The organism is Microbacterium salsuginis, from assembly GCF_012524205.1.
Classification (GTDB): Bacteria; Actinomycetota; Actinomycetes; order Actinomycetales; family Microbacteriaceae; genus Microbacterium; species Microbacterium salsuginis.
This window is the reverse complement of sequence record NZ_JABACI010000003.1, coordinates 50,074-73,795: the sequence shown is the minus strand read 5'-3', so window position 1 is coordinate 73,795 and position 23,722 is coordinate 50,074. Positions and strand designations below refer to the sequence as shown.

Sequence of the window (23,722 nt, the reverse complement as noted above, 5' to 3'; positions counted from 1 at the left end):
ACGGATGCCTCCTCTTCCGGCTTCCTGTCGCTGACAGGTCGTGCGTGGCCGCTGCTCGTGCGTGGCCGCGGGGCTCAGGCCGTCTCGGAGGTGAGGCGGTAGCCGACGCCTCGCACCGTCTCGATGTACACCGGGTGGGCGGCGCTCTCGCCCAGCTTGCGGCGCAGATTCGTCATGTGCGCCTCGACGGCTCGCTTGTCGGCATCCCCCACGTAGTAGCTGGTGACGTAGGATTCGCCGCGCAGCGCCAGCGTCAGGTCGGCCTTGCTGCGCACGCGCCGCTTGGACTCCAGCAGCGTCGCGAGCAGGTCGAACTCGGTTCGCGTGAGGTCGAGCTCGTCGCCGTTCATCGTCACGATACGGTTCTCGGGGTGCAGTCGCAGGCCGCGGTGCTCGAGCCATTCGCCCGCGTCGCCGTCGTTCGTGCCGGCGTGACCGGTGACGGATGCTGCAGCCCCTGTCGCTGCGGTCGCGCCGGCCGTGGGGGTCTCGGCCGTGGAGCGGTCGAGCGCGGGACCGGATGCCTCGCCCGCGACGTGTGCGTCGGGTGCGGGTGCGCCGGGCGCCGAACCGGAGACCCGAGTGGTCGCCTGTCCCGCGTCCGGGATGGAGGGGCCGACGTCGCCCTGTGGCGGGGCGGTCGTCGATGCCGTGGCGGCGCCGGGACGCGCTCGGCGCATCGCGGCGTCGATGCGGGCGCGCAGTTCGCGCGGACGGAAGGGCTTGAGCAGGTAGTCGTCGGCGCCGGCGCCGAGGCCCGCGACGACGTCGGCCTCTTCGGTGAGGCCGGTCAGCATGATGATGTACGTGTCGGACTGGGCCCGGATGCGCTTGGCCGCCTCGAAGCCGTCGATCCCCGGCATGTTCACGTCGAGGGTCGTGAGCAGCGGCTTGTAGGTGAGCACGGCCTGCACGCCGTCGATGCCGTTGCCGACCGACACCGTGGAGAACCCCACCGATTCGAGCACCTCTGCCAGGATCTGGCGGATCTCGGGGTCATCCTCGATGATGACGGCGGTCTGGGGGTCACCGGTGGGGGAGGTCATACGCGGTGGGTCCTCTCGAGCGATCTCCTGCCCCGGGCCCCAGCCCCCCAGCAGCGGCCCCCGACGCATGCGACAAGTACCCCGATGGTACACAACCGTCCCTCGTTGAATGGGGCGCGATGGTGCATGAGGTTACTGTGAGACCCCGCCGTATCCATGGGCCGGTCACCCGTTCGACACCGGCCCGGCCTAGGCTGGTGGCCGACATGAAGGTCATCTCGTACAACCTGCGCAAGCATCGCGCCGTGGGCGAGCTCGTCCATCTGGTCGAGCGTCACGGAGCCGACGTGCTCTGCCTGCAAGAGGCCGACACCTCCGATCTGCCCGAAGAGATCTCGGGTCTGCGGCTGGCCGAGTCCACGCAGCGCAACCGGCTGGGACTGGCCGTGTACTACCGCGAGAACACGTATCGCGCGGTCGATGTGCGGGCGCTGGCGCTGAAGAAGTCGCTGCACGATCGCGTGCTGAAGCCGGCGGAGGAGCGGATGCTGGGCGTCCGGCTGCATGACATCGACGAGAATCTCGACATCATCGTGGCCTCGTTCCATGCGGCGCCGCTGACCGCGCTGAACTCGCTGCGCCGGCATCAGATCCGCACGGCGCTCACCGAGCTGCAGCAGCTGGGCGAGGGACTGCCGTCGCTCATGGTCGGCGACTACAACTATCCGGTGTTCAAGGAGCATCTGAGCCAGCACGTGCGCGAGCAGGGGTACGAGCTGAACCTCAGCGATTCGCGCACGTACACGCGGTACCGGTTCTTTCGCGGGCACTACGACTTCGCAACGTCGATCGGCTTCGAGATCGATCGGGTGCGGACGCTGCCGCAGGGGCTGAGCGATCATCTGCCGATCCTCGTGACGGCACGGCCGCTCGCGGGTGTTCGTCGCATCGTGGAGGCGCAGACCGGCGTGGCGTGATCCGTGTGGCGTTGCGGGGTATCGTGGCGTCACGCGCGGCATCGGGGCGGCGCCCGATGAGGGAGATGACCCGATGGATGCCGGAGCCCGGGTGTGGCGCGATGCGCGACTGTGGCTCGCGCTCTATGTGGTGGCTCTTGCGCTGATCGCGTTCTGGCCGGTGCCTGTCGATCGTGCGGCGGCGGGTCTGCTCGCGGAGATCGCGCGGGCGGTGCCGTTCCTGACGTACGACCTGATCGAGACGGCCGCGAACGTGGTGCTCTTCGTGCCGCTGGGTGCGCTGCTGGCGCTGGTGCTGCCGCGACGCGCGCCCCTGGTGCTCGGGATCACCCTGGTGGCGACGGTCGCGATCGAGCTGGCCCAGGCCGTGCTTCTGCCGGAGCGCACGCCGAGCCTGCGCGACATCCTCGCGAACCTCTGTGGTGCCGCCGTGGGTCTGGGCATCGTGCTGCTGGCCCGTCGCCCCCGGCAACGTCCCGTCCCCTGAGCGCGGTGTCGCGCCCCGAGCGCGGGTATCGGTGCGAGCGGTGCCGTTCGTTGAGCGAGGAGCGCCGCGACGAGACGAAACGTCTTGGGTGTGGGGCGGTGTCATTCGTTGAGCGAGGAGCGCAGCGACGGGACAAAACGTCTTGGGTGTGGGGCGGTGTCGTTCGTTGAGGACGAGAGGAACGCATTGGGGGTGGGCGGTGTCGTTCGTTGAGCGAGGAGCGCAGCGACGAGACGAAACGCCCCGAGCGCGGTGTCGACGATGGTTCGGGGCGTTTCGTCTCGCTTCGCTCGCTCAACGAGCGGGGGTTGGCGTTTCGTCTCGATTCGCTCCATCAACGAGCGGGGGTGGGCGTTCGCTCAACGGGCGGGGTTCCTCCCCAGCGGCGAGGGTGGGCGTGGCACTGCACAGATTCTGCGGGCATGCGATCACGTCGGTCGTCGCGCGGCACGCTTCACAGCATGGGATACGTGTACATACTGCGGTGCGCCGACGGAACGTTCTACGTCGGAAGCACGCGCGATCTGGCTTTGCGGGTCGACCAGCACAACGCGGGCTTCGGCTCGGCTTATACGCGCCGGCGGTTGCCTGTGACGCTTGCGTGGAGCGGTGAGTACGAGCGCATCGACGAGGCCTTCCGCTGGGAGAAGCGCATCCAAGGATGGAGCCACGACAAGCGCGAGGCATTCATCGCCGGAGGCCTAGAGGCTGTGAGCGGCTGGAGCAAAGCCGAACGCGTGCGGCGTCGAGCAGGAGACTGACTGCCCCCGGTCGTTGAGCGAGGAGCGCAGCGACGAGACGAAACGCCCCGAGCGCGGTCGACGGTGGTTCGGGGCGTTTCGTCTCGCTTCGCTCGCTCAACGAGCGGGGGTTGGGCGTTTCGTCTCGCTTCGCTCGCTCAACGAGCGGGGGCGTCAGGCGGCGTAGTCGAAGCGGGCGCGGCCGCCGAGGCGTGGGGTACGGGCGGCGTCGACGTGGGCGGGCGGGATGAACCAGACCTTCGCGCGGGTTCCGATGCCTTCGATGCGGATGTCCCAGCCGTTGTCGTGGATCCGGTGATGGCAGGACTCGCAGAGCAGTACCCCGTTGGCGATGTCGGTGGGTCCGGCATCCCTGGCCCACCATCTGAGGTGGTGGGCCTTGGTATGGGACGGTGGGGCTCCGCACATCGCGCAGCCGCCGTCGCGTTCGACGAGTACGAGTTTCTGCGGCTCTGTGTAGAGGCGCTTGCGGCGTCCCCAGTCGAGGACCTCGCTGTCCGCACCGAGTACGCAGGAGATGATTGCCCCACCACCCGCCATGCGCCGTGCGGTGGCGACCGAGACCGGCTGGGTGAGCCCGTCGATGGTGGCGTATCCGGTCTCGTTCACGAGGTCGGCGTGGTCGATGCGCACCACCACGGTCGCCCCCTGGACAGGGAGGTCCTTGCTGGCGCAGCCGAGCGCATGCGTAGCCAGGTGGGCGAGCGCGTCGGCCTGCATCTGCGGGATGGTCGGGCGCACAGCATCCGGTGCCGTCTCATCCCGCTGCGCGGCGAGCTGGGCGGTGACGTACGCCTCGATGTAGGCCTTGACGGGGGCGCCGTGCTCGGGGTCGAACTTGCTGTTGACGACGAGCATGCCGTTGCGGTCTTCGTACATGTGCGTGGAGCGGTCGGCGCGCAGCTCGTCTTCGCGGCGTGCGACGCCGGCGGGGTCGAGGAAGGCCTCGGCGCGGGTGACGAGCTTCGCGAACTGGTCGGCGGCGAGACCCGGCGCCTTCTCGACGAGGGTGCGTTCGGCGTCGGCGACAGCCTCGGGTGTCGCACGCAGCGCGACCCGGTCGAGCATCGTGATGATCGCGCTCGCGGCGGGGGAGCCGATGCGCCCCGCCGCCAGGGCCTCGGCGACGAACGGATGCCGCGCCGGTTTCTGCTCACCCGACAGCGTCATGCGCGGGGCGGTGGCCTCGCCGACTTTCACGAGCCGGGATGCGTCGCCCGCCCCTGTGCCCGTCACTGATGCGATGAGCGCCGTGGGATTGCGGAAACCCTGCGTCTTCGCCAGCCCGGCGGGACCGAGCTCGGGTCGTGACTGCCGGGCGATCTCGGCCGCGACACGCGCCCTGCCCGCATCAAGAAGCCGTTGTGCCTCGGCCAGCCCCTCCATGAGCTTCATCACGGCTCCCGGCGCCAATGACTCGATCGCCCGCTCGCCCCAGAGTTCGCGCGCGGAATCGACCGCTGCAGCGAGGGGAGCGAGGTGATCTGTCATAGAACGAATATACGAGACACCTCGGACATCATGCGGGATGAAATCGAAACTGTGGATAACTCGGCTCAGTCGTTGAGGGACGATGCTGGCCCCGTCGCGGCGTACCGGGCGGCGATGGTGCGGACGGCCTCGTCAACCACCTGAGTAACGCCTTCGGTGCTCACCTCCCAGCCCGGGACGAGGAGTCTCGGCCAGAAGACGTAGTTGGAGATCATGCCGAGGAACTGGGTGGCTGCGAGCTCGGCGTCCTCGATACGCACCGCTCCCGCCTCGTGCTCAGCAAGGAGATAGCTGCGTACGGACTCGAAGTAGGGCATCTTCCCGTGCGAGAACTGCGCATGGGCAAGCTCAGGGAATCGCGGAAGTTCCGCGATGACGATCCGGAACAGGTCGGTCATCTGGGGTCGGCTCAACAGCGTGGCGTAGCGGCGACCGAGGGTGCTCAGGCCGTCGACGAAGTTGCCCGTCGGCGGAGCGTCCTCGTCGTCAGCGGTCGACCAGGACTCGGTGACGATGGCGTCGAACAGGGCGGCCTTGCTTGGAAACTGCTTGAACAGGGTCGCCCGCGAGACGCCCGACCGCTCTGCGATCCGCGCGAGAGTCGTCCGGTCGTAACCCAGCTCGAGGAAGAGTACGGTCGCCGCCGCCACGATCAGTGAGCGCTTCTCCTGGGCGACGCGCTGGTGGTATGTCGGCACGACGCTGCTCATGCATCGAGCATACGAGGTGAGTGGCTTGACTCACCACCGACAGCGATCTAGCATCGGGGCAGTGGTGAGTCATCCGACTCACCATCGTCCGTCCCGTTCGTCCCCCGGCGAGCCCGGTCAGTCCCAGACGTACCGAAGGAACAGCTGATGAACCGTTTCCACGACCAGACCGTGCTCGTGACCGGTGGGACCGGTGGTCAGGGATCGAGCCACGTGCGCGCCTACCACCAGGAAGGAGCGAACGTGATGATCGGCGGCATCGATACCGAACGCGGCGCAGCTCTCGCTGATGAGCTCGGGACCCGCGCTCATTTCACCGACCTGGACGTCACCGACGAGAATTCATGGTCTGCCGCTGTGCGAGCCACCGAAAGCGCCTTCGGCGCCCTGAACGTGCTCGTCAACAACGCGGGCGTCCAGAATCCTCCGGTGCCGATCGAGAACACGGAGCAGGCCACGTGGTCGCGCATCCTCGACATCAACCTCACCGGGACCTTCCTCGGCATCAAGGTCGCCGCGCCCGCTCTGCGCCGCGCCAAAGGGGGAGCCGTCGTCAACATCGGCTCAACCATGGGCCTGGGTGGCACGGCGCACTATGCGCCGTACGTCGCGAGCAAGTGGGCCGTGCGTGGCCTGACCCGAACGGCGGCGCTCGAGCTGGGCCGGGATCGCATCCGCGTGAACACGATCCACCCCGGCGTGATCGCGACCCCCTTCATCCAAGAACCCGCAGCCGGGGCCGCCGCGGCCATTGCCGACTTCTATTCACCCGAACCGTTCGCCATCCCCCGCCTGGGAGAGCCGGCCGATGTCACCCGGCTTCTCCTGTTCCTCACGTCCTCCGACGCATCGTTCATCACGGGGGCGGAGTACGTCATCGACGGTGGACTCCTGCTGGGGCCCGCCCTTCCGGCGGAGGCCGCATGAGCACTGCAGGCACGACCGGATGGAACGCATCCGTGCGTGAGGCGTCGTTGGCACATCTGCCCGATCGCATCCGGCGAGCCATCGAGTTCACACCAGCCGCCGGCACCAGCGAGCGGATCATTGACATCACGACGCAGGGGCGCCGCACCGGCAGGCCACGCCGCATCGAGATCTTCTTCTACCGCGCTGCCGGAGCCACATACCTGTGCAGCGGTGCGGGCGGTGCCGCTACCGGCTGGTACGCGAACCTTCTCGCCAATCCCGACTTCACGTTCCACCTCAAGAACGGGATTCGCGCGGATCTGCCTGCTCGGGCTACGCCTGTCACCGACCCAGCTGAACGCCGGGCCGTGCTGGCGGAGATCGTCGCGGATCTCAATCAACCTCACGACCCCGGCACCATCCGCCCGACTCGGCTCGAAGACTGGGCTGAAAGCCGGCTCATGCGCGTCAGCTTCAGTCCTCGGCCGTGAGCACGGATCCTCTCGACCTCTGATCGACCCGTCGGCGCCGCCCGGCCCGTGTCCGCGGGCCGCGTCGACTACCGCAGCGACGGGTCGGGCTCGTCCCACTTCTCGACGCCCTGCACCACCCAGAATGCGAAGAACAGCACCAGCGCGGCCGTCTCGATGATGAGCACGACCGGGATGCCGCGGGGATCGGCGAACGCCAGCAGCAGGATGTACGCCACGAGCACGATCGCCAGCCCCACCGCGATCGCGGTGTACAGCACGCGATAGACCGGCGCCGGCGTCACGCCGCGCCGTGGGAAGGCGCTCCGCACCGCCACAAGGGCGAACAGCGCGAAGAACGCGACCGTCGCGACGAAGTGCCCGTACTCGAGGAACGCGCTGCGCGCGAACGCCCACGTCACCCCTACGACGATCAGCACGACCACCGCGATCGCGAGCGAGAACCGGATCGCTGCGAGCGAGACCTGCCGCAGCGCCGCGAGCAGCACGGCGATCAGCACCGTGAGCGTGCCGACCACGAGGTAGGTGCCCACGCCGTTGGCGGCATCCGGTTCGTATTCGGCGGGAAAGCACCGCTCGGTGCACGTGGTGACGACGCCGACGATCGCGCCGGCCGCCACCGGCGTGGGCACGACGGCGATCAGCGGTGCGAACAGTGCGGCGGCGTCAAGTAGCGCGCGTTCCGGCCCGCGGCCCGACAGTGCGACAAGGGCCAGGGTCGCGGCGACGAGGGCGCCGACGATGGCGTTGCGCGCGGGAGTGTAGAAGTAGTCGCTCACCGAGGTGAGCCAGCCGACGGATGCTGCGGCCTGGCCGACCGCGACGAAGATGACCACGATCGTGCCCGCGAGACCGATTCGAAGGTACCGGTAGGTGCGCTCGAGCGACGTCGACACGGGGACCGTCATGGCCCCGACCATACCGGTGACGGCCGACGCCCCAACCAGCTCCGCGCTGAGCGAGAAACGCAGCTACCTTCCCCGGTCGTTGAGCGAGGAGCGCAGCGACGAGACGAAACGCCCCGAACCGCCGAAGCCGCTCTTAGTCGGAGTCGCGCCGGCGTCGCACGATGGCGGCGATACCGAGTGCTGCACCCGCGGCGACGAGGGCGCCGCCGCCGATCCACAGGCCGAGCATCGAGCCGCTGTCGAGGCCGGTCACGGGCAGACCGTTGGCTCCGGTGATCGAGACGGCTGCGGTGCCGCCGGCCGAGGTCGATGAGATCGCGGCGATGTTATAGGTGCCGCTGGCGTTCGACGGAAGCGTGATGTCGAGCGGGGAGAGCGAGCCGTTCGTCTGCGATGTGACGACCTCGCTCGCGGTGGAGATCGCGAAGCGCACCATGCCGATGGTGGCGCCTGCGCCGTTCTCGCCAGTGACGGTGACGGTCACGCTCTCGTTGCTCGAGAAGGTGCCGGCGGCGCATTCGAAGTCGATGGTCGAGCCCGGCTGCGCGGTGGCGGGGCTGGTGGTGCAGGCCCCCGACGGCGGATAGATCGTGGACGCCTGCGCGGCGGCCGGAGCGCCGACGACTGCGATCGTCGCGAGCGCGGCAACAAGGGCGGCGCGGCGAGCGGTGCGCAGACGGGTGGCGATCATCAGGTTGATCCTACGGAGTGCCGCAGGTCGAGGCAACTTCAGCGGGAGCGGTGATCGTGGGGGTGCCTACCACCTCGACCGTCGGTGCTCCCGGAGCCGTGGTCTGGGCAGTGATCGTCGCGGTCACGGACTGCCCGGGGGCGAGGTCGACCGAGAGACTCACGACCCGCCGGCCGTCGTGCATGCCACCGCCGAAACCTGACCCGTCCGACGTGGTCGCGTCGGCCAGTTCCCAGCCCTCGGGCAGGTACACGTACGCGACTGTTCGAGTGACTCCGGCCGGTACCCCGAAGTTTCCGCCGCCAGTTATATACGAAGGCAAGTTCGCCGCATCGGCCGGAGCGTTGTTCGCGATCGTGACCGACATGGTGGCATCGCCGACCGCGAGCCCTGCGGCATCCACGCGGCACTCGTTCCACGTGAGGGTGCTCGTAGCGGTCTGGTAGAAGTCCATCTTCGACCCGGTGCCGTCGTTCAGATACACGCCGAAACGCGCGGTGGTGGCATCCGTCACCGGCAGTCCGCCGGCGAGAGTGGTGTCGGCGAGGAGTGCTTGTTCGTCTTCGTGCGCGCTCCACAGCAGCAGGCGCTGCTCGTCGCCGGCCTTGCCGAGCGCCTGAACGAGTGCGGCCGGGTCGACGCCACCGTTGGCAAGCCGGTCGAACACGGCCGCCGCGGCGGCGGCGAAGAACGCATCCTGGTCGCGCGGGCGCTCGTAGCGGTGGTAGACGTCGTTCAAGAGGAGCGACACCGCCGACTCAGCCGTCAGCACGTCGCCGGTGGGCAGCTCGATGGGGCCGGTCGCGGCGAGAAGGTATGACAGGGCGACGGGGTCGAGGGCGATCACGCCGTCGACCTGCTGGCCGCCGTGCTCACGCGCCCACATCTCGCGAGCGAGAGCCGCCGAGACGGCGAAGTCGGGCACCTGGGTGACGTTCTGGATCCAGCGGCCTGGACGCTCGCCGTAGATCGGCGTGATCTCGTCGCCGAGCGGGAGCACCGATGTGTCGTAGCGCGCGTAATCGCTTGACGACTCCTGAGCTGCAAGACTCATCGCCCCGCCGTCGGTATGCAGTAGCGCCATCGCACCAGGGATCCCGCCCAGCGAGCGCCACTCCGCGTTGTTCTGGAACAGCACGAGGTAGTTGCGGGGTCCTTCCGCGCCGAGCATGGAAGGCAACAGCGTGCTCGCCCGCGAGAGGGCGCCGGTTGCGACGTCGGTCTCGGCGAGCAGGGTGTCGACCTCGTCGACGGCATCGCGCACGGGAGAGAGCAGCGGCGCGCGGTCGATGCCTGAGACGGATGCCGCAGCCGCGCCGATTCCGTCGGCCGCTGCGCGCGCGGCATCCTGAATCTGCGTGATCGCCGTCAGGTCGATGCGACCGCCCTGCGGGCTGAGGGCCCCGACAGAGTATCCCGATGCGGCTTCTGCCAGCGGGGCGAGGGCCGTAGAGGCGATCTCGTCGAGCGACGCTGCGACACTCGACACGGCGGAGAGCTGCGGGCCGACCCACGGCACGCCCTCGGCCAACCTCCACACCGGGTCGGAGGTGAGCCCGCGTGCGGCGGCGGTGTGTGGTGCGATGTCGGCGACGACATCGGCGGCGGCTGCCGGGTCGGAGAGTTGAGCGCCGACCCCGGATGCTGCGGCCTGCGCATCGCGAAGGTGTCCGTATGCGAGCGCCCCGCGCACGCCGATCCACGCGAGCGCGACGACGGCGGCGATGAGCAGGCCGGCGAGGACCCAGGCGAAGATGCGACCCGCGGTGCGCGCAGAAGGAGGCAGCGGAGAAGCGGTCACCGCACCACCCTACGACGCCCGCCCGAGCGTTCCCAGAAACCGAGTCCCCCCGTCCGCTCGGTGAGCGCGCGCCCCCCTTCGTTCGTTGAGCGAGCCCCCACCCCCGGTCGTTGAGCGTGCGCCCACCTTCGTTCGTTGAGCGAGCGAAGCGAGACGAAACGTGCGCCCCGCCCTTCCTCTACGAGCCGAAGTACTCCCGAGCCGAGCGGGTGTAGAGCAGGATCAGTCCAATGATCGACAGAGCCGAGCCGGCGATCGCCGACCACAGGCTCTCGCCGTTGAACATGCCCAGCACCTCGAGCACGATGTTGATGACGAACACGATCGTCGCGATCGTGCGGGCGGTGGGGTTGCCGCGCCAGAGGCCGACGCCCACCGCGAGCGTGACGGCGCCGATCACCAGGCTGATCCATCCGAGGATGGCGGGCCAGGTGACGAAGACGCCTGCGATGATCACGATGATCGAGCCGATGATCTGCAGGAAGCCCGACAGCCACGCGATGATCGCGACGAGGGTCACTCCGAGGGGACGCTGCTTCATGGTGTCTATCCTTCGTCTCGCCGTGCACAGGGCCTTCGGTCACAAGGTAGCGCCTTGAGGATGGCGAACAAAGGGGCCAGCACGGCAACCAGAAACGACCGCTAGCCGCAGGTCTCGCCGGTGTGCAAAGGCCCTATGCGGCGGTTGTGGCGCGGGACCGCTCGCAGAGTGTTGTCTCTAGCGGGAGCTGGCAGAGCGACGTATGCTATGTCCACCGTTTGGGGGACACTGGGGCCCCCGAGCGGCTGGGGAGTTCAGATGGACTGGGGAGTCCTGATCGTCGTCGGCGCCGTGTGGGTCGTCGTCGCCGTTGCGGTCGGCCTGTTAGTTGGGCGCATCGTTCGCCGTCGGGACCAGGAAGAGCCATTGCCCGCGAGCGAGGACGACGTCGACGACGACACTGACCAGCGCAATCTTCGGTCGATCGCTTGATATCGCTGCTATGGCCGTCCCATCCCGTAGTACTCCCACCCCGCCGCGCGCCACGCTGACGCGTCGAGACAGTTCCGCCCGTCCACGATGACTTTGCCCGTCACGAGCTCGCCCGCGTGCTGAGGGGAGAGTTGACGACGGTACTCGTCCCACTCGGTGACGATGATGACAGCATCCGCTCCGCGCAGGGCTTCGTCGCGGTCTGCGACGTAGTTCAGCTGCGGGTGCATGCGCTCCGCGTTCTCGAGAGCCGCGGGGTCGGTGATCGTGACCCAAGCACCGAGACCGTGCAGTCGCACCGCGACGTCCAGGGCGGGGGAGTCGCGGATGTCGTCGCTGTGCGGTTTGAACGCCGCGCCAAGAACCGTGACGTTCTTCTTGAAGACGGAACCCCCAAACGCGTCCACGACTAGGTCGACCGCACGATCGCGCCGACGGAGGTTGATCGCATCGACCTCGCGGAGGAACGCCACCGACTCGCCACGTCCGAGTTCCTCAGCGCGGGCGGAGAACGCGCGGATGTCCTTCGGCAGGCAACCGCCGCCGAACCCGATGCCGGCTCCGAGGAAGCGGCGGCCAATGCGCGAGTCGTGCCCGATCGCGTCCGCAAGCTGGGTAACGTCGGCGCCAGTCACCTCGGCGATCTCGGCCATCGCGTTGATGAACGAGATCTTCGTGGCGAGGAAGGCGTTCGCAGCCACTTTCACGAGTTCAGCCGTCGCCAAATCGGTCACGATAAATGGAGTGTTCTTGGCCACCGCCGGGTGGTATACCTCCCGCAGCACGCCAGCAGCGGTCACGCCAGGTTCACCCGCGGGTACGCCGACAACGAGACGGTCGGGGTCGATCGTGTCCTGAACGGCCCATCCCTCTCGAAGAAACTCGGGGTTCCAGACCAGGGTCGCACCGGTGGCCTCGACGCGGGGTGTCAGGTCAGCTGCGGTACCGACAGGAACCGTCGACTTGCCGGCCACGATGTCCCCGGGAGAGAGGAACGGTAGCAGTCCGTCGATCGCGGCGTTGACGTAAGAGAGGTCGGCCGCATACCCGTCTTTCTGCTGCGGGGTTCCGACACCGACGAAGTGTACTTCCGCCCCGGATGCCTCGGCCATGTCGGTCGTGAACCGCAAGTGCCCCGACGCAATGCCGTCGGTGAGGATTTCCTGCAGTCCCGGCTCGAAGAACGGCGCCTCACCTCTTGAAAGAGTCGCGATCTTTCGTTCGTCGACGTCAATGCCGATCACTTCGTGCCCGATCGATGCCATCGCTGCCGCGTGCACGGCCCCGAGGTATCCGCAACCGATGACAGACAGACGCATGCTTATCCAATCGAGTTCTGGGCCGGACTCATTCCTAGCAGACAGAAGAGGTGCTTCTGGATCCTCACGTTGCCGATCGTTCGGTGGAGGTGGTTGGCCATCACGATAAGCTGAGGGTGGAGTCGTAGCGTACGTGCGACAGGCTGAGCGATTCGGCGGGGGTAGCGGGTGAGCAATCGTCCCGGGTTGGCTAGTGATATCGACGTCTCGGTCATCATTCCGACCGTTGGACGTCCAGAGTTGGAGCGTGCCATCCGGAGCGTGCGGGCGCAGGACGCGGATGTGACCGTGCAAGTCGTCGTCGTGAACGACTCCCTAGACGAACAAGCCCTTACTGGGCTCGATACGGACGTGGCACTCTGGACTGGAGGGCGTCGACGCGGCGGCTACGCACGGAATGTCGGTGTCGCGGCCAGCGCCGGGCGGTACGTTGCGTTTCTCGACGATGACGACGAGTGGTTGCCATCTAAGCTTCGCCTCCAACTGAAGACGCTCGAGTCCATCGGGGATCCGAGACTGTATGTCGTCAGCGGTCGACACGCTCATGTGAAGCACACCGGCTCGTCTCCATCTAAAGCCGGTCCGGCGCGGTTGATCGCGCCGAACGAACCGATCGATGAGTACCTCTTTCGAAATAGGCAACCAAACGTCCGCCGATCATCCATGTACACATCGACGCTGATGTGCCCTCGCGAACTGGCGTTAAGGGTCCCATGGCGCGAGGATCTTCCCCGTCATCAGGACTGGGACTGGCTCGTCCGCCTAGGCGAGAGCGGTGACGTTGCGTTTATTCAGGTGCCCGAAGTCGTCGTGAGGATCCAAACAGGGTCTTCCCAGTCGATCTCGGCGAGCTCGGACTGGCAGTCCTCTTTGAGCTGGGCCAGACAAGCGCTGCGCGACGATCGAGTCTTCGTCGATTTCGCGGCTGCCCAGACGCTCCGATACGCGTTGAATGCCCGATCAAGCAGGGGCGTCAAGGAAGTGCTGTCAAGTATCTGGAAGCGACGGCGTCTTCCGGGGGTCGGTCCGATCGCCATCGGGCTTATTGGACTCGTACCACGGCGCTGGCTCGAGCTCGCAATGACTAGAGGCAAGGAAGGACGCAGTCCACGAGTCCGCCAGACGCCGGGACCTGCTCTTAGATGATCGCGTACATCTGTCTCGGGATCGCGGTGGCGCTGTTTTTCATTGTCTGGCACCGCGCCGGTGGCGCCGCAGCGAGCTTTGTGGTCGTAGTTTCAGCTGTCTGTCTGCCCGTCATTGATCTCCTTACGTTCGGACAAGCGACCGCGAACACGGCGATTGCCGCGCCCACCATCACGCTGGCGACATACCAGCTCGCACTCCTGGGCGGGCTTCTGGCGCTTCCGGTTCAGACGGTTCGGAATGTTCCGGTTCTTTACTGGATGTTCCTTGCGTTTGTAGGTGTGCTCGCGGTCGCGCAGGGCCAAACGGACGCCCATACACTCAGCGGAGTTTTACATTGGGGAGCAGCTGTCCTGGCCTGGGGTGTCGGGGCAGCAGTAGCTCAATCAGCGGCTCAGTCCGGCCTGCCTACGGAGCGCTTCATAGCGATTGTTGCCGCCTTCATCGTCGGCTGGCACGCTCTTTTCGTCGTGTTGCAACTTGCGGGCGTGCGCGCCGTTGGAACGGTAGAGGCCGGTATCACCGAGCTCGCACGGGTGAGTGGGGCTGCCGGTCATTCGGGCAACCTGGGGAAGATCATGTTGCTCTTGGTCATGATTCTTCTACCCGTTACTCGCTCGGATGATAAGGCAGCGAGGCGATGGGCAGTAGTTACTGTTTCATCGGCGGCGGTCCTGACCGCGCTTACTTTCAGCCGCGCCAATACGGTCGCGATTGGAATACTGATCGGTACATGGCTGGTACTCGGCCCCGGGATCAGATTTAGCAAGCGCGTTGCCGTCATTCTGGTTGCGATAATCGTCGCGATCCCGATTGTCGACATCCTCATACTGCGGTCTCAGTACGACCCGGATGGGGGATCGCGGCCGCGACTCATGGCCGCGGCGATCGAGCAAATCTCGCAGACGCTGTGGCTCGGAGTGGGTCCGAACAACTATCTCGAGGTCGTCGGCCGGTTCGACAGTCTGGCAGCGGGCGGGCTCCCAGTACACTCGGCGTTCCTCCTGGCACTTGCTGAGCTTGGCCTCATATGCTGCATCCTGCTTGGAATCCCACTGATCCTCTTGATGACGCAGTCGCTTCGAAACCTGCCTGGCTCGTCGCCGGCAAAGAGCTACGCGATTGCTCTGGTGGCAGCGACACCAGGGATTCTCATAGTCGCAGGCACGGGTTGGGGGATACTGCGGGGGCAGTTTCTGGTTCTATTGTTCTTCGCGCTTGGGTACATGGGTGCCGCACAGAAGTACCGCCGACTCCATTTTGAGACGTTCGCCCATCGGACCGCGAACCGCCTTGTAGCGAACGGATAACACTGACATCGCAGCAAGCGGCAGCGCGGTGTCGCTTGGCCTTCCGCGGAAAAGCCTCTGCTCGACGTGCCAGAACCGGCCCCGAGCTCGATTCACCGCTTCGTTCTCGGAAGCCAGAGGTCCGACGGAAAGCTAGACATTAGCTTGCCCGAGTCCCAACCATCGATTGGCGGCGCGGGCGACGCCTCTAAGCCCGAGCGCCAGTCCGACGCGATGGCAGGGAGACGTCGGCCAGTTCCCTCGTAGTAGTCCTCGTACTTGAACGTAGGCTCGCGGGAAGACCGAACGAGTACCGTCGGAACGCCGTACGCTTCGGCGATGACGACGGCGTGTAGAGAACTCGCAACCACGAGGTTGGCCGACGCAAGGAGTTGAATGCGCTTGTGCGGATTCCCCCGCGGATCGACGGCCGCAGTTGGCCAATTCTCGGCGTCGTTATAGTTCGGCATGAGAACTGTCCCACCCGTTCCTCGCTGAATGCCGAGTTCCTGGTCGCTCCAAAGGTGCGGGATCAGTAGAGCGGGATCACCGAATACGTGGGGGACTTCGTTCCCGAATTTGCGCAATGCCTCCGCCGTCAAAGGCCCCCGGACGGCGCGCACATCGAACCTTGGGAACACAGCCGAGTCGACTGTCTTACCGTTTATTCCGGTGCCCCAGACGACATCACCTTGCTCTCCGAGACGCATGATCGAGCCGACGGCAAGGAGCCGAGGTTTGCGTGCCACTGCACGCCCGAGCTCAAGCTTCTTCTGTATTCTCTCCACGATCATCGGGCCAAGGAGATCTCCAAAGTTGCGGAATCCGCGCCGGACGGGCACCCATCGACCGAGGCCCGAAGTGCTTGCGCGGCCCCACCGAACAGGGTTCCAATGGACGACATCAGGCATCACATACCTCGCTTCTTGAAAATCAGGCGGAGTTGGCGAGCTAGTGCGGTGCGGTTCTCCGCACCCGCTAGCGCCCAGTTAAGGCCTACGCTGAGCGCGAACCCAGCCAGGCCCAACGGCAAAGCGAAAGTCCAGAAAGCAGATTCGCCGCTGGCCCACGGCGTCGTCTGAAGCATCGCAATGCCGACAACTGCGGGAGCTACGGCGAGCGCACACTTCAGGACTTGCCAGACGTAATGCCACGTGTGAAGTCCGATAAATCGATGGAGCGCCCATAACCGAACAGGCCACGTCAAGATGCGAGCGAAACGGGAGAACGCGATTCCTGCAACGCCGAAGGGAGCGAAAACGAAGACCAACAGGACTGATGCGAGGTTCTGGATCAAGGCCACCCAGAGGGCGACGCCAGCGTTCCCAGTCCCCACGAGCGCCCCCCGATCGAACGTCGCGACAGATGCGAAGGCCCAGCCTCCGGCCATGATCCAAATGAGAGGTACCGCCGCATCCCAGCCGGGGCCAAATACAAACGGGACGATCTGCGTGGCAAGTGCCGCGATCATCGCGAACACGGGGAAGCTCAGAGTGGCGGTGGCGAAGGTTAGCTGGCGGAAGATCCTCTCGACTCGCGTGAGATCTTCCTGTGCGCGAGAAAACGTCGTGAGCGAGACTCTCGAGACGACAGTCGTGGTGAGTTCCTGCAGCATCAGACCGATGCGCTGCGCGAGTGAATAGATTCCAAGATCGGTGGTCGAGTACAAGACCCCGACCAGCAACTTGTCGATCTGTGATTGGATCGCATCCAGTAGCTCGATCCCGAGGAGACTGAGTCCGGTCCGCCAGAGCGATCGCAAGGACGTCAGCGAGTAGGCGAAGCTCGGGCGCCACGTTGTCGAGGCCCAAAGCAGGACCACAGCGATGATCGCCTCAGTGACGGTCTGGGCCACCAGCGCCCACACACCAGCCCCGAAGAGCGCCAGTGGCAGTGCCACCGCGGCCGCGCCGATGCTGGCTCCGATAGTCCGAAGAGAGAGCTTCTTGAATCCAAAGCCCCGCGCCAAGAGCGCGGCCGGGGTGCGGGAGAGGGCGGAAATCGGCACCGAGAGCCCAATCACAGTCAGAACCGGCCCCAGTCGCGGCTCGCCGAGCGCGGCCGCCAGTGGATTCGCGACAAGGACCAATGACCCATACGCGACCACGGATATCCCGAGGGACGTCCAGAAGACGGTTGCGGCGTCTTTCTCGTCCAAGGACCTCTTTTGGACAAGCGCGTTCGCTAAGCCCGAGTTTGCGAGCACCTGCAAGAACACGACGAAGGTTGTTGCTAATGCGACGAGGCCGAAGTCGCTCGGCGTTAGTAGCCGCGCGAGTATCGCAAATAGTAGAAGCGAGATGAGCTTCGACGACCATTGCTCGACGAAGACCCAGCCCGCCGAACCTGCGAACTTTCGTCCTAGATCATCATTCGACGACACTCATGCACCCCAGGCGTAGTCGATCGGCACGTGTGCGAGACCGGGACGTTTGTCATTGATCCCATAACTCAGAATGAAGGAATCGCCTGCGACGCTGAGGCCCGAAAAGTATGTGGCCGAGATGAGGTTGGGATTGTGACGTCTCCACTGTGGCCGCATGGACGTCCAGGAGTGAATAAGCCGTGCAGGGCTTAGCTGTGCTATTGAACCACCCGCAAGATCGACCTCGACAAGCCGGCCGAAGTAGAATTTCCGCCGTAGGCCCGGGATTGGCCGCTGCTGATTCGCGACGACGATTGCGTGTCCGTTCGGCAGAATAATCGGCTGTGAGCCGATGTGGATGTTTGGGAATCGCTTCGCGAGCGGCGCATCAGTCAACATCTCAAAATGGAGTTGATCGTCGGAGCCCAGTTCCCCCGTGGTCAAACGCAAGATGTTCAACGGGGAAAGCGAATAGAGCGCGCCCAGGGTTCCGTCGGTGCCGATGAAGAATCCCCAGTTCTTCTCAACATCTCGGCGGTGTCCGAGCGCGCATCGCTGCGGTGCGGCTAATTCTGGAAACACCTTCTGGAGGTAGATATCGTTCTGGCCGGTATGCACATGGCCGGTGTTGAATGTGACATACACGCTTGAGCCCAGATTGACAAGCTTAGGGTCCGCCGTCTTAGGTATTCCCACGCTCGCCGATGCTGCTGTCAAATCTATTAGTGAGACGGAATCTCTTGTGGAAATCATCAGATATGCCCGGAACGGTCGCTCTCCCGGAAAGCTCTCCGCACGGAAGGCGATCAGTGTTGCGTCGCGATGAGTCGTGATGCTCGGATTGAAGATGTTGCTTAGGCCGTTCGCGGTCGCCGTATCGAGGAGTTGAGTGAGCGGCGACGACAAACTAAAACGTTCGAGGGTTGCGATAGTCACTCGGTATTAGTTCCTTGCCTAATCTTTCTAGATCACTCGGACAAAAGTTCCGGCCACATGCATGGGTCACATGTGCCCAAGGTTCTGGTTGATGGATAGATCAGTTGGTCCCGATCGACCGCCGTCGAAGTACCGCTGTGTACGCGGCCCGATGGCTTTCAGCAATGCCCTGCCAATCTCTTCGGTCAAGGTTCGGCCGTTCGTCGGCACGCTGGGGTCGTCTTGAGATTGCTAGCTCAAGGTCTTTCGGAGAGAGCGGTCCGTCAAATGTCTCAATCCATCCCGGGCCAACCTCCCGCGCCAGGGCGTCGACTGTTGGCGATGACCTGACGAGCACGCGGCGCCCCAGGGACAGCGCCAGCAGCAGTGCACCCGAGTTGTATACGTCGCGGTACGGCAGCACTATCAGCGCAGCGCTAGTCACGCGATTCACTAACTCGACGTCATCGATATGTCTAATGTCTAGGGATACGCGACGATCGGAAGAAGCGAGCTCGCGCAGAACCGCCTCGTAACCTTGAGAGAGGGCCCGCCCGCTAATGGTGAGTGAATACTTCCCCGACAGTCCAGCGAAGGCACGGATGAGTTCGTCTAGACCTTTGTAGGGACGAACTATCCCAACAAATGCTATGCGGCCTGGCACAACCGGCGAGCTTTCGATCTCTGCGAACCAGTCGCGATAATGCCCGTGGGGGATGAAGAAATCTGTTGGCCCCATATCGCCATCGGGCACCATGAAAATGCGAGCACTGACTCGATCCGTGAGTTTGGTCAGCAGTCGGCGCTCGCGTGCGGAGCCCGTCTCATGCGCGTCCTTATTATGTACCGTTTGAATGATGGGTATTCGGAGTATGCGAATGCGAGCGAGGAAGACGGCAAAGAGGGCTCGGGCTATCACCCGGATGGCAACATTCTCTCCGCGGACGAGGTACTCAGGCCAGTGGAGATGGACGAGATCATACCGCCCGAAAATGGCCCCACGCCAGGTGAACGGAATCATCTTGACCTGCGCGGGGTTCGCTGACGCCATCAGTTGCGTGATGAAGGGATTTGTGTGCGCGCGCGGCCTCCTTGCGGACTGCAACACGCGGATAGTCCCGTCGCTGGCGGTGTTGTCTTGAGGCATCGGCCCTAGCCGTCCAGTGTCCATAGATCGCGCGGAAAGGAATCTAGGAGTTCGCTCAGATCGAATGTGAGTGGCTCGTGGGGGCCCATCCGTAGCGCATCGCCGATGGTCGCGGCGAATGACAGGTCGCGCCGTGTGCCCGAGAAATAGTCCTCGTACTTGAACAATGGCTCACGGCTGGAGCGTACGAGCCGTGCCGGAATGCCCAAGGCGTCTGCGACAACGATCGCATGCAGCGACGAACCGATCACGAACTCGCTCTCGCTGATGGCTCGCAGGCATGTCTTGACTGGCGACCGAGCAGACAGAACGCGGATCTGGCTCGGGATGTTACTCCCGGGGACAGAGCGCTCGCGCGCATCGTTGAAGTTCATAATGACGGTCACACCCGAACGCACGCGCGGTTGGCTCAGTTCAGGCATCACGAACGGGATAAGGAGCCCCGGGTCGCCGTACGTCTCTGGCACTTCTATTCCTCGCCCTAGGAGGAAGTCTCGTGTTAGCGGTCCTCGGACAGCTCGCACGTCCAGGGAGTGGAAAGTGTGGCGGTCTACAGGAATCTTGCCATTCCTGCCTGTGCCCCAAACGACGTCGCCATCCTCCGCTAGGTGAAGAATCGAACCGACTGCCACAAGCCGCCGTCGGGCGGGGGGTGGCACCTGCGGTCTTAGCCCTTCAACCACTATTGGGCCCAGCAGATCACCGAAGTTCTGCGCCCGCCTGCGGATGGGAACGAACTTTCCGATCCGCCCCGCCACCACAGGGATTCGAGGGTTCCAATGAACGGTTTCCACTTCAGGCGATCTCATCGAACTTGCGCTCCTCACGGGACTGGACGGTCTCATCCCGCCGTTGATGAGTTCGATAGCAGACTACCGGCGAGTGTGGCGTCGCGAGAAAGCGAGGCGTTGGACTCGCGCTGAAGCGCCGGAGGCCTGACCGAGGTTCGCCCTCTTGAACTCGCTCAGCTGCTGGCGATCTGCTCGGAAAGCCTGCATCGCATTCTCGAGGTCGGCTGGCGAGAACGTCGCGGAAGTGGCCGCGGCGGCGTTCGATGTTGTGCCAGGACACCCGAATGAGCGTCCCGAGCTCAGGGCTCGAAAGACGTCGGCGTGGTGCCGGGACAGCGTTCGTATTTGTCACGAGGATCTTCCCGGGCCCGTGTGCGAAAACTAGACCGCTCCACTGGTCAACCGGGAGGTCCTCCCGGTTCATCACGAGTCACTATTCGACGGACGTTCCTGGGCGGCGCATCTAGTGAGCAGTCTCCCCAGGGAACAGGACGGTTCGCACCGTTTTTGCGAGGATCGCGACATCGCCCACGAGCGACCAGTTCTCAACGTAGTAAAGATCGAGCTTTACCGCGTCTTCCCACCCCAACGCAGACCGGCCGCTCACTTGCCATAGCCCCGTAATGCCGGGCCGAGCGAGCAGGCGGCGACGGGCGGCGTCCGAATATAGCGCCACCTCCGCCGCGACTTGTGGGCGTGGTCCGACGATGCTCATTGATCCGCTGAGCACATTGAAGAGTTGGGGAAGTTCGTCGAGCGAGTACTTACGGAGGAAACGACCGATAGGCGTGATCCGCGGGTCATCTTTCACCTTGAACAGGGGCTTCTCGCTCGTCCCCTGAGCCTTGAGCAGTGCGTTCAGCTCGGCATCGGCACCGACGCGCATTGAGCGGAACTTGAGCATCTGGAACGGCGTTCCCCGAAGTCCGACTCGCTCTTGCCGGAACAGGAGCGGGCCCGGGCTTGTCGCCTTGACGCCCAATCCGACGGCAATGAGAACAGGTGAGGCGAGCAGTATCAGCAGCGTCGCGGCGACAACATCAAACGAGCGTTTGGCGAACCGCTGGCCGCGGCTGAACTTTGGTGTTTCGACGTGAATGAGCGGCAGGCCTGCTACAGGGCGTGTGTGCAGTCGAGGTCCCGCGATATCTGTGATACTAGGGGCGAGAACGAGGTGTTGATGCCCCGGCTCGAGAGCCCACGAGATCTGCTTGACCTTCGCTGGGGGAAGATCATCAGTGCTCGTGACAGCGACGGTATCGGCATCAGTCGCCGCGAGAGCACGTTCGATGCTCTCAACGTTGCCCATGATCGGGATCTCTGTGCCGGGGATCGTTTCGGCAACTTTGCCGGACGGGATGCATGCACCGACCACAACGTATCCTGCGCTCCACGACCGCTGAAGCTCGTGAGCGATCTGAGAAACGGACTCAAGCGATCCGACCAGAATGACGCGAGCAGAATACTCACCCATTGTGCGGTGCGCGAGCAGCCACTGGCGCCAAATCCAGCGCTCAAAGACGAGTGTCAGGATTCCGAGGGGCAGGGCAATCAGGAGATACCCGCGTGCGATGTCGATCCGGACGAGGAAGGCAATGATCGCGATCGCGCCGAAAAGCGCAAGGCTGGCTCTGGCGACACGTACATACTCCGTAGTGCCCGCACCGATGACGCGGTGGTCGCGGGAGTCGGACAGGGAAAGAGCCCACATCCAAACAACGACCAGTGCTCCGGAGAAGAGCCAGTAGGACACCTCAGGAAATCGTGCATCCTCCCGGGCCGCTACTAGCGCGTCGCCGAATCCGAACCACAAGAGTTGCGTGCCGTAAGCCACCCACAGAAGTACGAACAGATCGCTGAGCCAGAGTCGCAGAGCGTACGCGCGCCGCCAAGGTGTCGGCGTGCGGGACAGCGTTCCAGGGACCGCCACGTGACGCTGGCGCGCTGAAGCAGAGACCTCCGGTTGGGCGGGGTCGGATTGCGTCATCGTCGTCGCGTCGAGGGGAGCATTCGACGTCACAGTGCCTTCTCGTTCAGCCGTGGGGTGCTGTACCAGCATCGGCAGGTTACCAGTCGAACGTTTCGGTGGGATGTACGAGGTGGGCATTCTTGTCCTCGTCGTAGCAGTGCGCGGCAGAGGGCGTGGTCATTATGAGAGCGAGCTCATCTTGAGATTCGCACGTTACCGCATTCCCAAAGACGCACGGTCCCTTCGCTCGCTCAAGGGCCAGCGGGAGAACGAGGTGGTGCGCCCACCGCGCTTGTCGGGAGCGCGGTGGGCACGGATGAGGGTCTCGGCTAGTGCGTCTTCACCGAGAGAGACGGGCTGCTTGAGCCAGTCGCACGGGGGCGTGGCAGGAGCGCGCAGACGGCGCGACGGGAGGTCGAGATGAACCGGACGCGACGACGCGAGCCGAACATGAGTGACCTCTGCTCCCCAGGCGGATCCGCGGGAAGGATCCGGACAGATGCGATCGGCGACCCCAGTGACGCCGTGCTGAAGCCATGATGAGCGCTGGGTGGTGTGGTGTCAAGCGAGGGAGGGCAGGGGATTGGCCCCGAGTCGTTCTCACGTCGCGGCGCTTCGTCTCGCTCGTTCCTCGCTCGCTCAACGAACGAGTAGCTGTCGGCGCACTCGTCTCGCTCGTACCTCGCTCGCTCGACGAACGCGGTTCAGGGGATCGGGACCGTAACCAGAGAGTCGGCGGACCAGAGGTAGAGATCGGAGCCGGCGAGGTCGATCGCTGTCGGAACGGCAGCATCCACGCCCTCGGCGCAGGCGACCGGGGGCGACGACTCGGGCGTGGCGCGGGACACCGCAACTCCGGCGCAGTCTGGAGCCGTATGAGCGACGATCACGTCGGAGCCGTCGAGCGTCAGCGCGATGGCGTTCTCTGGTGCGAGCTGCAGCCATTGTGTGTCAGCCCGGTTCCAGGCGCGACCGTCGCACAGAACGGCCACGGTGTCACCTGAAGCGCGTAGCCCCGACGCCTGCGCGCAGGGCGCGGCGACCGGGCCGCTTGGGAGGACGACGGTTGCGGCATCCGTTGGGTTCACGTAACGCGAGGCCGCGAGCACATCGGGATACGACTCCCAGAACTCCCCGTTCGTGTACGTACGGAGCGCCTGCGTCTCGCAGCCGGCCAGGGCGGCGACCATCTCGGCGTCCTGGGCCGAGAACGCGTCGAGCGACTGCACCTGGGCGATGCCGCGGTACGTGGGTGTGACGTCGACCCATGTCTGGCCGCCGTCGGGCGAGCGCTCCACGACTGGAGCAGGGCCGTTGCACGCGCCGGCGGTCGCGCGCCACCACTGCTCCCCGCCCACCGACAGGTACCGTTGCGCGTCGAGGGCGACCGGCACCGCAGCCGGTGCCGTCGGTGTGGGAGTCTGCGTCTGCACTCCAAGATCGAACGACGGCACGGGGCCGGGCTCGGCGGGCGTCGGCTCCGGGTTCGCGCGCTGGTATGCCGCGAAGGCAAGGGCGCCGACGACGACGGCAAGCACCGCGATTGCCGCGACAGCGATCCAGCGCGAAGCGCCCCAGGACCTCATGCGGCTGCTC

General features: G+C 65.0%; 23 protein-coding genes. 8 read left to right on the top strand and 15 right to left on the bottom strand.

Going from position 1 to position 23,722, the window contains the following annotated elements:
* Positions 1–74: 74 nt before the first annotated feature.
* Positions 75–1,046 carry a response regulator transcription factor gene (locus HF576_RS10810; RefSeq protein WP_168912847.1) on the bottom strand — a complete coding sequence of 324 codons (972 nt, stop codon included), beginning with the start codon at positions 1,044–1,046 and terminating at the stop codon, positions 75–77.
* 206 nt (positions 1,047–1,252) lie between these two features.
* Between HF576_RS10810 and HF576_RS10805 the strand changes: the two genes are divergently transcribed.
* The 3 genes from HF576_RS10805 (at position 1,253) to HF576_RS10795 (ending at position 3,211) form a co-directional block, all read left to right on the top strand.
* Positions 1,253–1,963 carry an endonuclease/exonuclease/phosphatase family protein gene (locus HF576_RS10805; protein WP_168912846.1) on the top strand — a complete coding sequence of 237 codons (711 nt, stop codon included), beginning with the start codon at positions 1,253–1,255 and terminating at the stop codon, positions 1,961–1,963.
* Positions 1,964–2,036: 73 nt separating this feature from the next.
* Positions 2,037–2,450 (top strand): VanZ family protein, encoded by a 414-nt coding sequence (locus tag HF576_RS10800; RefSeq protein WP_168912845.1) that lies wholly within the window; start codon positions 2,037–2,039, stop codon positions 2,448–2,450.
* A 461-nt stretch (positions 2,451–2,911) separates the two neighbouring features.
* Entirely contained in the window at positions 2,912–3,211 is a 300-nt protein-coding gene (locus tag HF576_RS10795) for a GIY-YIG nuclease family protein (RefSeq protein ID WP_168912844.1), read from the top strand.
* Between the two features lie 153 nt (positions 3,212–3,364).
* Here HF576_RS10795 and HF576_RS10790 read toward each other — a convergent pair whose 3' ends face one another.
* The gene (locus HF576_RS10790) at positions 3,365–4,702 is read right to left on the bottom strand and encodes an HNH endonuclease (protein ID WP_240948861.1); all 1,338 of its coding nucleotides are present in this window, start codon (positions 4,700–4,702) and stop codon (positions 3,365–3,367) included.
* Positions 4,703–4,767: 65 nt separating this feature from the next.
* Positions 4,768–5,412 carry a TetR/AcrR family transcriptional regulator gene (locus tag HF576_RS10785; RefSeq protein ID WP_168912843.1) on the bottom strand — a complete coding sequence of 215 codons (645 nt, stop codon included), beginning with the start codon at positions 5,410–5,412 and terminating at the stop codon, positions 4,768–4,770.
* A gap of 147 nt (positions 5,413–5,559) precedes the next feature.
* Between HF576_RS10785 and HF576_RS10780 the strand changes: the two genes are divergently transcribed.
* Both HF576_RS10780 and HF576_RS10775 read left to right on the top strand, forming a co-directional pair.
* Positions 5,560–6,339: a glucose 1-dehydrogenase gene (locus tag HF576_RS10780; RefSeq protein WP_168912842.1), complete on the top strand. Its 780-nt coding sequence runs from the start codon at positions 5,560–5,562 to the stop codon at positions 6,337–6,339.
* Positions 6,340–6,371: 32 nt separating this feature from the next.
* The gene (locus HF576_RS10775) at positions 6,372–6,812 is read left to right on the top strand and encodes a nitroreductase/quinone reductase family protein (RefSeq protein ID WP_343234243.1); all 441 of its coding nucleotides are present in this window, start codon (positions 6,372–6,374) and stop codon (positions 6,810–6,812) included.
* A gap of 68 nt (positions 6,813–6,880) precedes the next feature.
* Here the strand turns inward: HF576_RS10775 and HF576_RS10770 are convergent, their stop codons facing one another.
* From HF576_RS10770 to HF576_RS10755, 4 genes are all read right to left on the bottom strand, one after another.
* The gene (locus tag HF576_RS10770; RefSeq protein ID WP_168912840.1) at positions 6,881–7,720 is read right to left on the bottom strand and encodes a hypothetical protein; all 840 of its coding nucleotides are present in this window, start codon (positions 7,718–7,720) and stop codon (positions 6,881–6,883) included.
* Positions 7,721–7,853: 133 nt separating this feature from the next.
* A complete protein-coding gene (locus HF576_RS10765; protein ID WP_205835175.1) occupies positions 7,854–8,411 on the bottom strand; it encodes a cell wall protein in 558 nt (185 codons plus the stop codon).
* Positions 8,412–8,421: 10 nt separating this feature from the next.
* Positions 8,422–10,212, bottom strand: coding sequence for a DUF4012 domain-containing protein (locus HF576_RS10760; protein ID WP_343234242.1), 1,791 nt, complete (start codon positions 10,210–10,212; stop codon positions 8,422–8,424).
* Between the two features lie 178 nt (positions 10,213–10,390).
* A complete protein-coding gene (locus HF576_RS10755) occupies positions 10,391–10,753 on the bottom strand; it encodes a hypothetical protein (RefSeq protein WP_168912839.1) in 363 nt (120 codons plus the stop codon).
* A gap of 258 nt (positions 10,754–11,011) precedes the next feature.
* On the opposite strand from HF576_RS10755, the gene HF576_RS10750 reads away from it, so the two are divergent.
* Positions 11,012–11,185 carry a hypothetical protein gene (locus HF576_RS10750; RefSeq protein WP_168912802.1) on the top strand — a complete coding sequence of 58 codons (174 nt, stop codon included), beginning with the start codon at positions 11,012–11,014 and terminating at the stop codon, positions 11,183–11,185.
* 8 nt (positions 11,186–11,193) lie between these two features.
* Here HF576_RS10750 and HF576_RS10745 read toward each other — a convergent pair whose 3' ends face one another.
* Positions 11,194–12,504, bottom strand: a complete 1,311-nt coding sequence (locus HF576_RS10745; protein WP_168912838.1) for a UDP-glucose dehydrogenase family protein — start codon at positions 12,502–12,504, stop codon at positions 11,194–11,196.
* Positions 12,505–12,690: 186 nt separating this feature from the next.
* Between HF576_RS10745 and HF576_RS10740 the strand changes: the two genes are divergently transcribed.
* Complete coding sequence (locus tag HF576_RS10740; RefSeq protein WP_168912837.1) at positions 12,691–13,650, top strand: glycosyltransferase family 2 protein; 960 nt, start codon at positions 12,691–12,693, stop codon at positions 13,648–13,650.
* On the top strand, positions 13,647–14,960 hold the full coding sequence (locus HF576_RS10735; RefSeq protein ID WP_168912836.1) for an O-antigen ligase family protein: 1,314 nt from the start codon (positions 13,647–13,649) through the stop codon (positions 14,958–14,960). The genes HF576_RS10740 and HF576_RS10735 overlap by 4 nt, the downstream gene beginning before the upstream one ends.
* A 92-nt stretch (positions 14,961–15,052) precedes the next feature.
* On the opposite strand, the gene HF576_RS10730 is transcribed toward HF576_RS10735, so the two are convergent.
* The 7 genes from HF576_RS10730 to HF576_RS10700 form a co-directional block, all read right to left on the bottom strand.
* Entirely contained in the window at positions 15,053–15,733 is a 681-nt protein-coding gene (locus tag HF576_RS10730; protein ID WP_240948860.1) for a polysaccharide pyruvyl transferase family protein, read from the bottom strand.
* 116 nt (positions 15,734–15,849) lie between these two features.
* On the bottom strand, positions 15,850–17,322 hold the full coding sequence (locus tag HF576_RS10725; protein WP_168912834.1) for an oligosaccharide flippase family protein: 1,473 nt from the start codon (positions 17,320–17,322) through the stop codon (positions 15,850–15,852).
* Entirely contained in the window at positions 17,323–18,240 is a 918-nt protein-coding gene (locus HF576_RS10720) for a hypothetical protein (RefSeq protein ID WP_168912833.1), read from the bottom strand.
* Between the two features lie 100 nt (positions 18,241–18,340).
* Entirely contained in the window at positions 18,341–19,366 is a 1,026-nt protein-coding gene (locus HF576_RS10715) for a glycosyltransferase (protein ID WP_168912832.1), read from the bottom strand.
* Between the two features lie 5 nt (positions 19,367–19,371).
* Positions 19,372–20,175, bottom strand: coding sequence for a polysaccharide pyruvyl transferase family protein (locus tag HF576_RS10710; protein WP_168912831.1), 804 nt, complete (start codon positions 20,173–20,175; stop codon positions 19,372–19,374).
* Positions 20,176–20,620: 445 nt separating this feature from the next.
* A complete protein-coding gene (locus HF576_RS10705; RefSeq protein ID WP_240948859.1) occupies positions 20,621–22,264 on the bottom strand; it encodes a sugar transferase in 1,644 nt (547 codons plus the stop codon).
* Between the two features lie 566 nt (positions 22,265–22,830).
* Complete coding sequence (locus HF576_RS10700; RefSeq protein ID WP_168912830.1) at positions 22,831–23,712, bottom strand: hypothetical protein; 882 nt, start codon at positions 23,710–23,712, stop codon at positions 22,831–22,833.
* Between the last annotated feature and the right edge of the window lie 10 nt (positions 23,713–23,722).

What these genes read in the sequence shown, in the direction of transcription:
- HF576_RS10810 (WP_168912847.1), bottom strand. Translation starts at nt 1,046, where the DNA reads ATGACCTCCCCCACCGGTGACCCCCAGACCGCCGTCATCATCGAGGAT.
- HF576_RS10805 (WP_168912846.1), top strand. Translation starts at nt 1,253, where the DNA reads ATGAAGGTCATCTCGTACAACCTGCGCAAGCATCGCGCCGTGGGCGAG.
- HF576_RS10800 (WP_168912845.1), top strand. Translation starts at nt 2,037, where the DNA reads ATGGATGCCGGAGCCCGGGTGTGGCGCGATGCGCGACTGTGGCTCGCG.
- HF576_RS10795 (WP_168912844.1), top strand. Translation starts at nt 2,912, where the DNA reads ATGGGATACGTGTACATACTGCGGTGCGCCGACGGAACGTTCTACGTC.
- HF576_RS10790 (WP_240948861.1), bottom strand. Translation starts at nt 4,702, where the DNA reads ATGACAGATCACCTCGCTCCCCTCGCTGCAGCGGTCGATTCCGCGCGC.
- HF576_RS10785 (WP_168912843.1), bottom strand. Translation starts at nt 5,412, where the DNA reads ATGAGCAGCGTCGTGCCGACATACCACCAGCGCGTCGCCCAGGAGAAG.
- HF576_RS10780 (WP_168912842.1), top strand. Translation starts at nt 5,560, where the DNA reads ATGAACCGTTTCCACGACCAGACCGTGCTCGTGACCGGTGGGACCGGT.
- HF576_RS10770 (WP_168912840.1), bottom strand. Translation starts at nt 7,720, where the DNA reads ATGACGGTCCCCGTGTCGACGTCGCTCGAGCGCACCTACCGGTACCTT.
- HF576_RS10765 (WP_205835175.1), bottom strand. Translation starts at nt 8,411, where the DNA reads ATGATCGCCACCCGTCTGCGCACCGCTCGCCGCGCCGCCCTTGTTGCC.
- HF576_RS10755 (WP_168912839.1), bottom strand. Translation starts at nt 10,753, where the DNA reads ATGAAGCAGCGTCCCCTCGGAGTGACCCTCGTCGCGATCATCGCGTGG.
- HF576_RS10750 (WP_168912802.1), top strand. Translation starts at nt 11,012, where the DNA reads ATGGACTGGGGAGTCCTGATCGTCGTCGGCGCCGTGTGGGTCGTCGTC.
- HF576_RS10745 (WP_168912838.1), bottom strand. Translation starts at nt 12,504, where the DNA reads ATGCGTCTGTCTGTCATCGGTTGCGGATACCTCGGGGCCGTGCACGCG.
- HF576_RS10735 (WP_168912836.1), top strand. Translation starts at nt 13,647, where the DNA reads ATGATCGCGTACATCTGTCTCGGGATCGCGGTGGCGCTGTTTTTCATT.
- HF576_RS10730 (WP_240948860.1), bottom strand. Translation starts at nt 15,733, where the DNA reads ATGATCGTGGAGAGAATACAGAAGAAGCTTGAGCTCGGGCGTGCAGTG.
- HF576_RS10715 (WP_168912832.1), bottom strand. Translation starts at nt 19,366, where the DNA reads ATGCCTCAAGACAACACCGCCAGCGACGGGACTATCCGCGTGTTGCAG.
- HF576_RS10710 (WP_168912831.1), bottom strand. Translation starts at nt 20,175, where the DNA reads ATGAGATCGCCTGAAGTGGAAACCGTTCATTGGAACCCTCGAATCCCT.
- HF576_RS10705 (WP_240948859.1), bottom strand. Translation starts at nt 22,264, where the DNA reads ATGCCCACCTCGTACATCCCACCGAAACGTTCGACTGGTAACCTGCCG.
- HF576_RS10700 (WP_168912830.1), bottom strand. Translation starts at nt 23,712, where the DNA reads ATGAGGTCCTGGGGCGCTTCGCGCTGGATCGCTGTCGCGGCAATCGCG.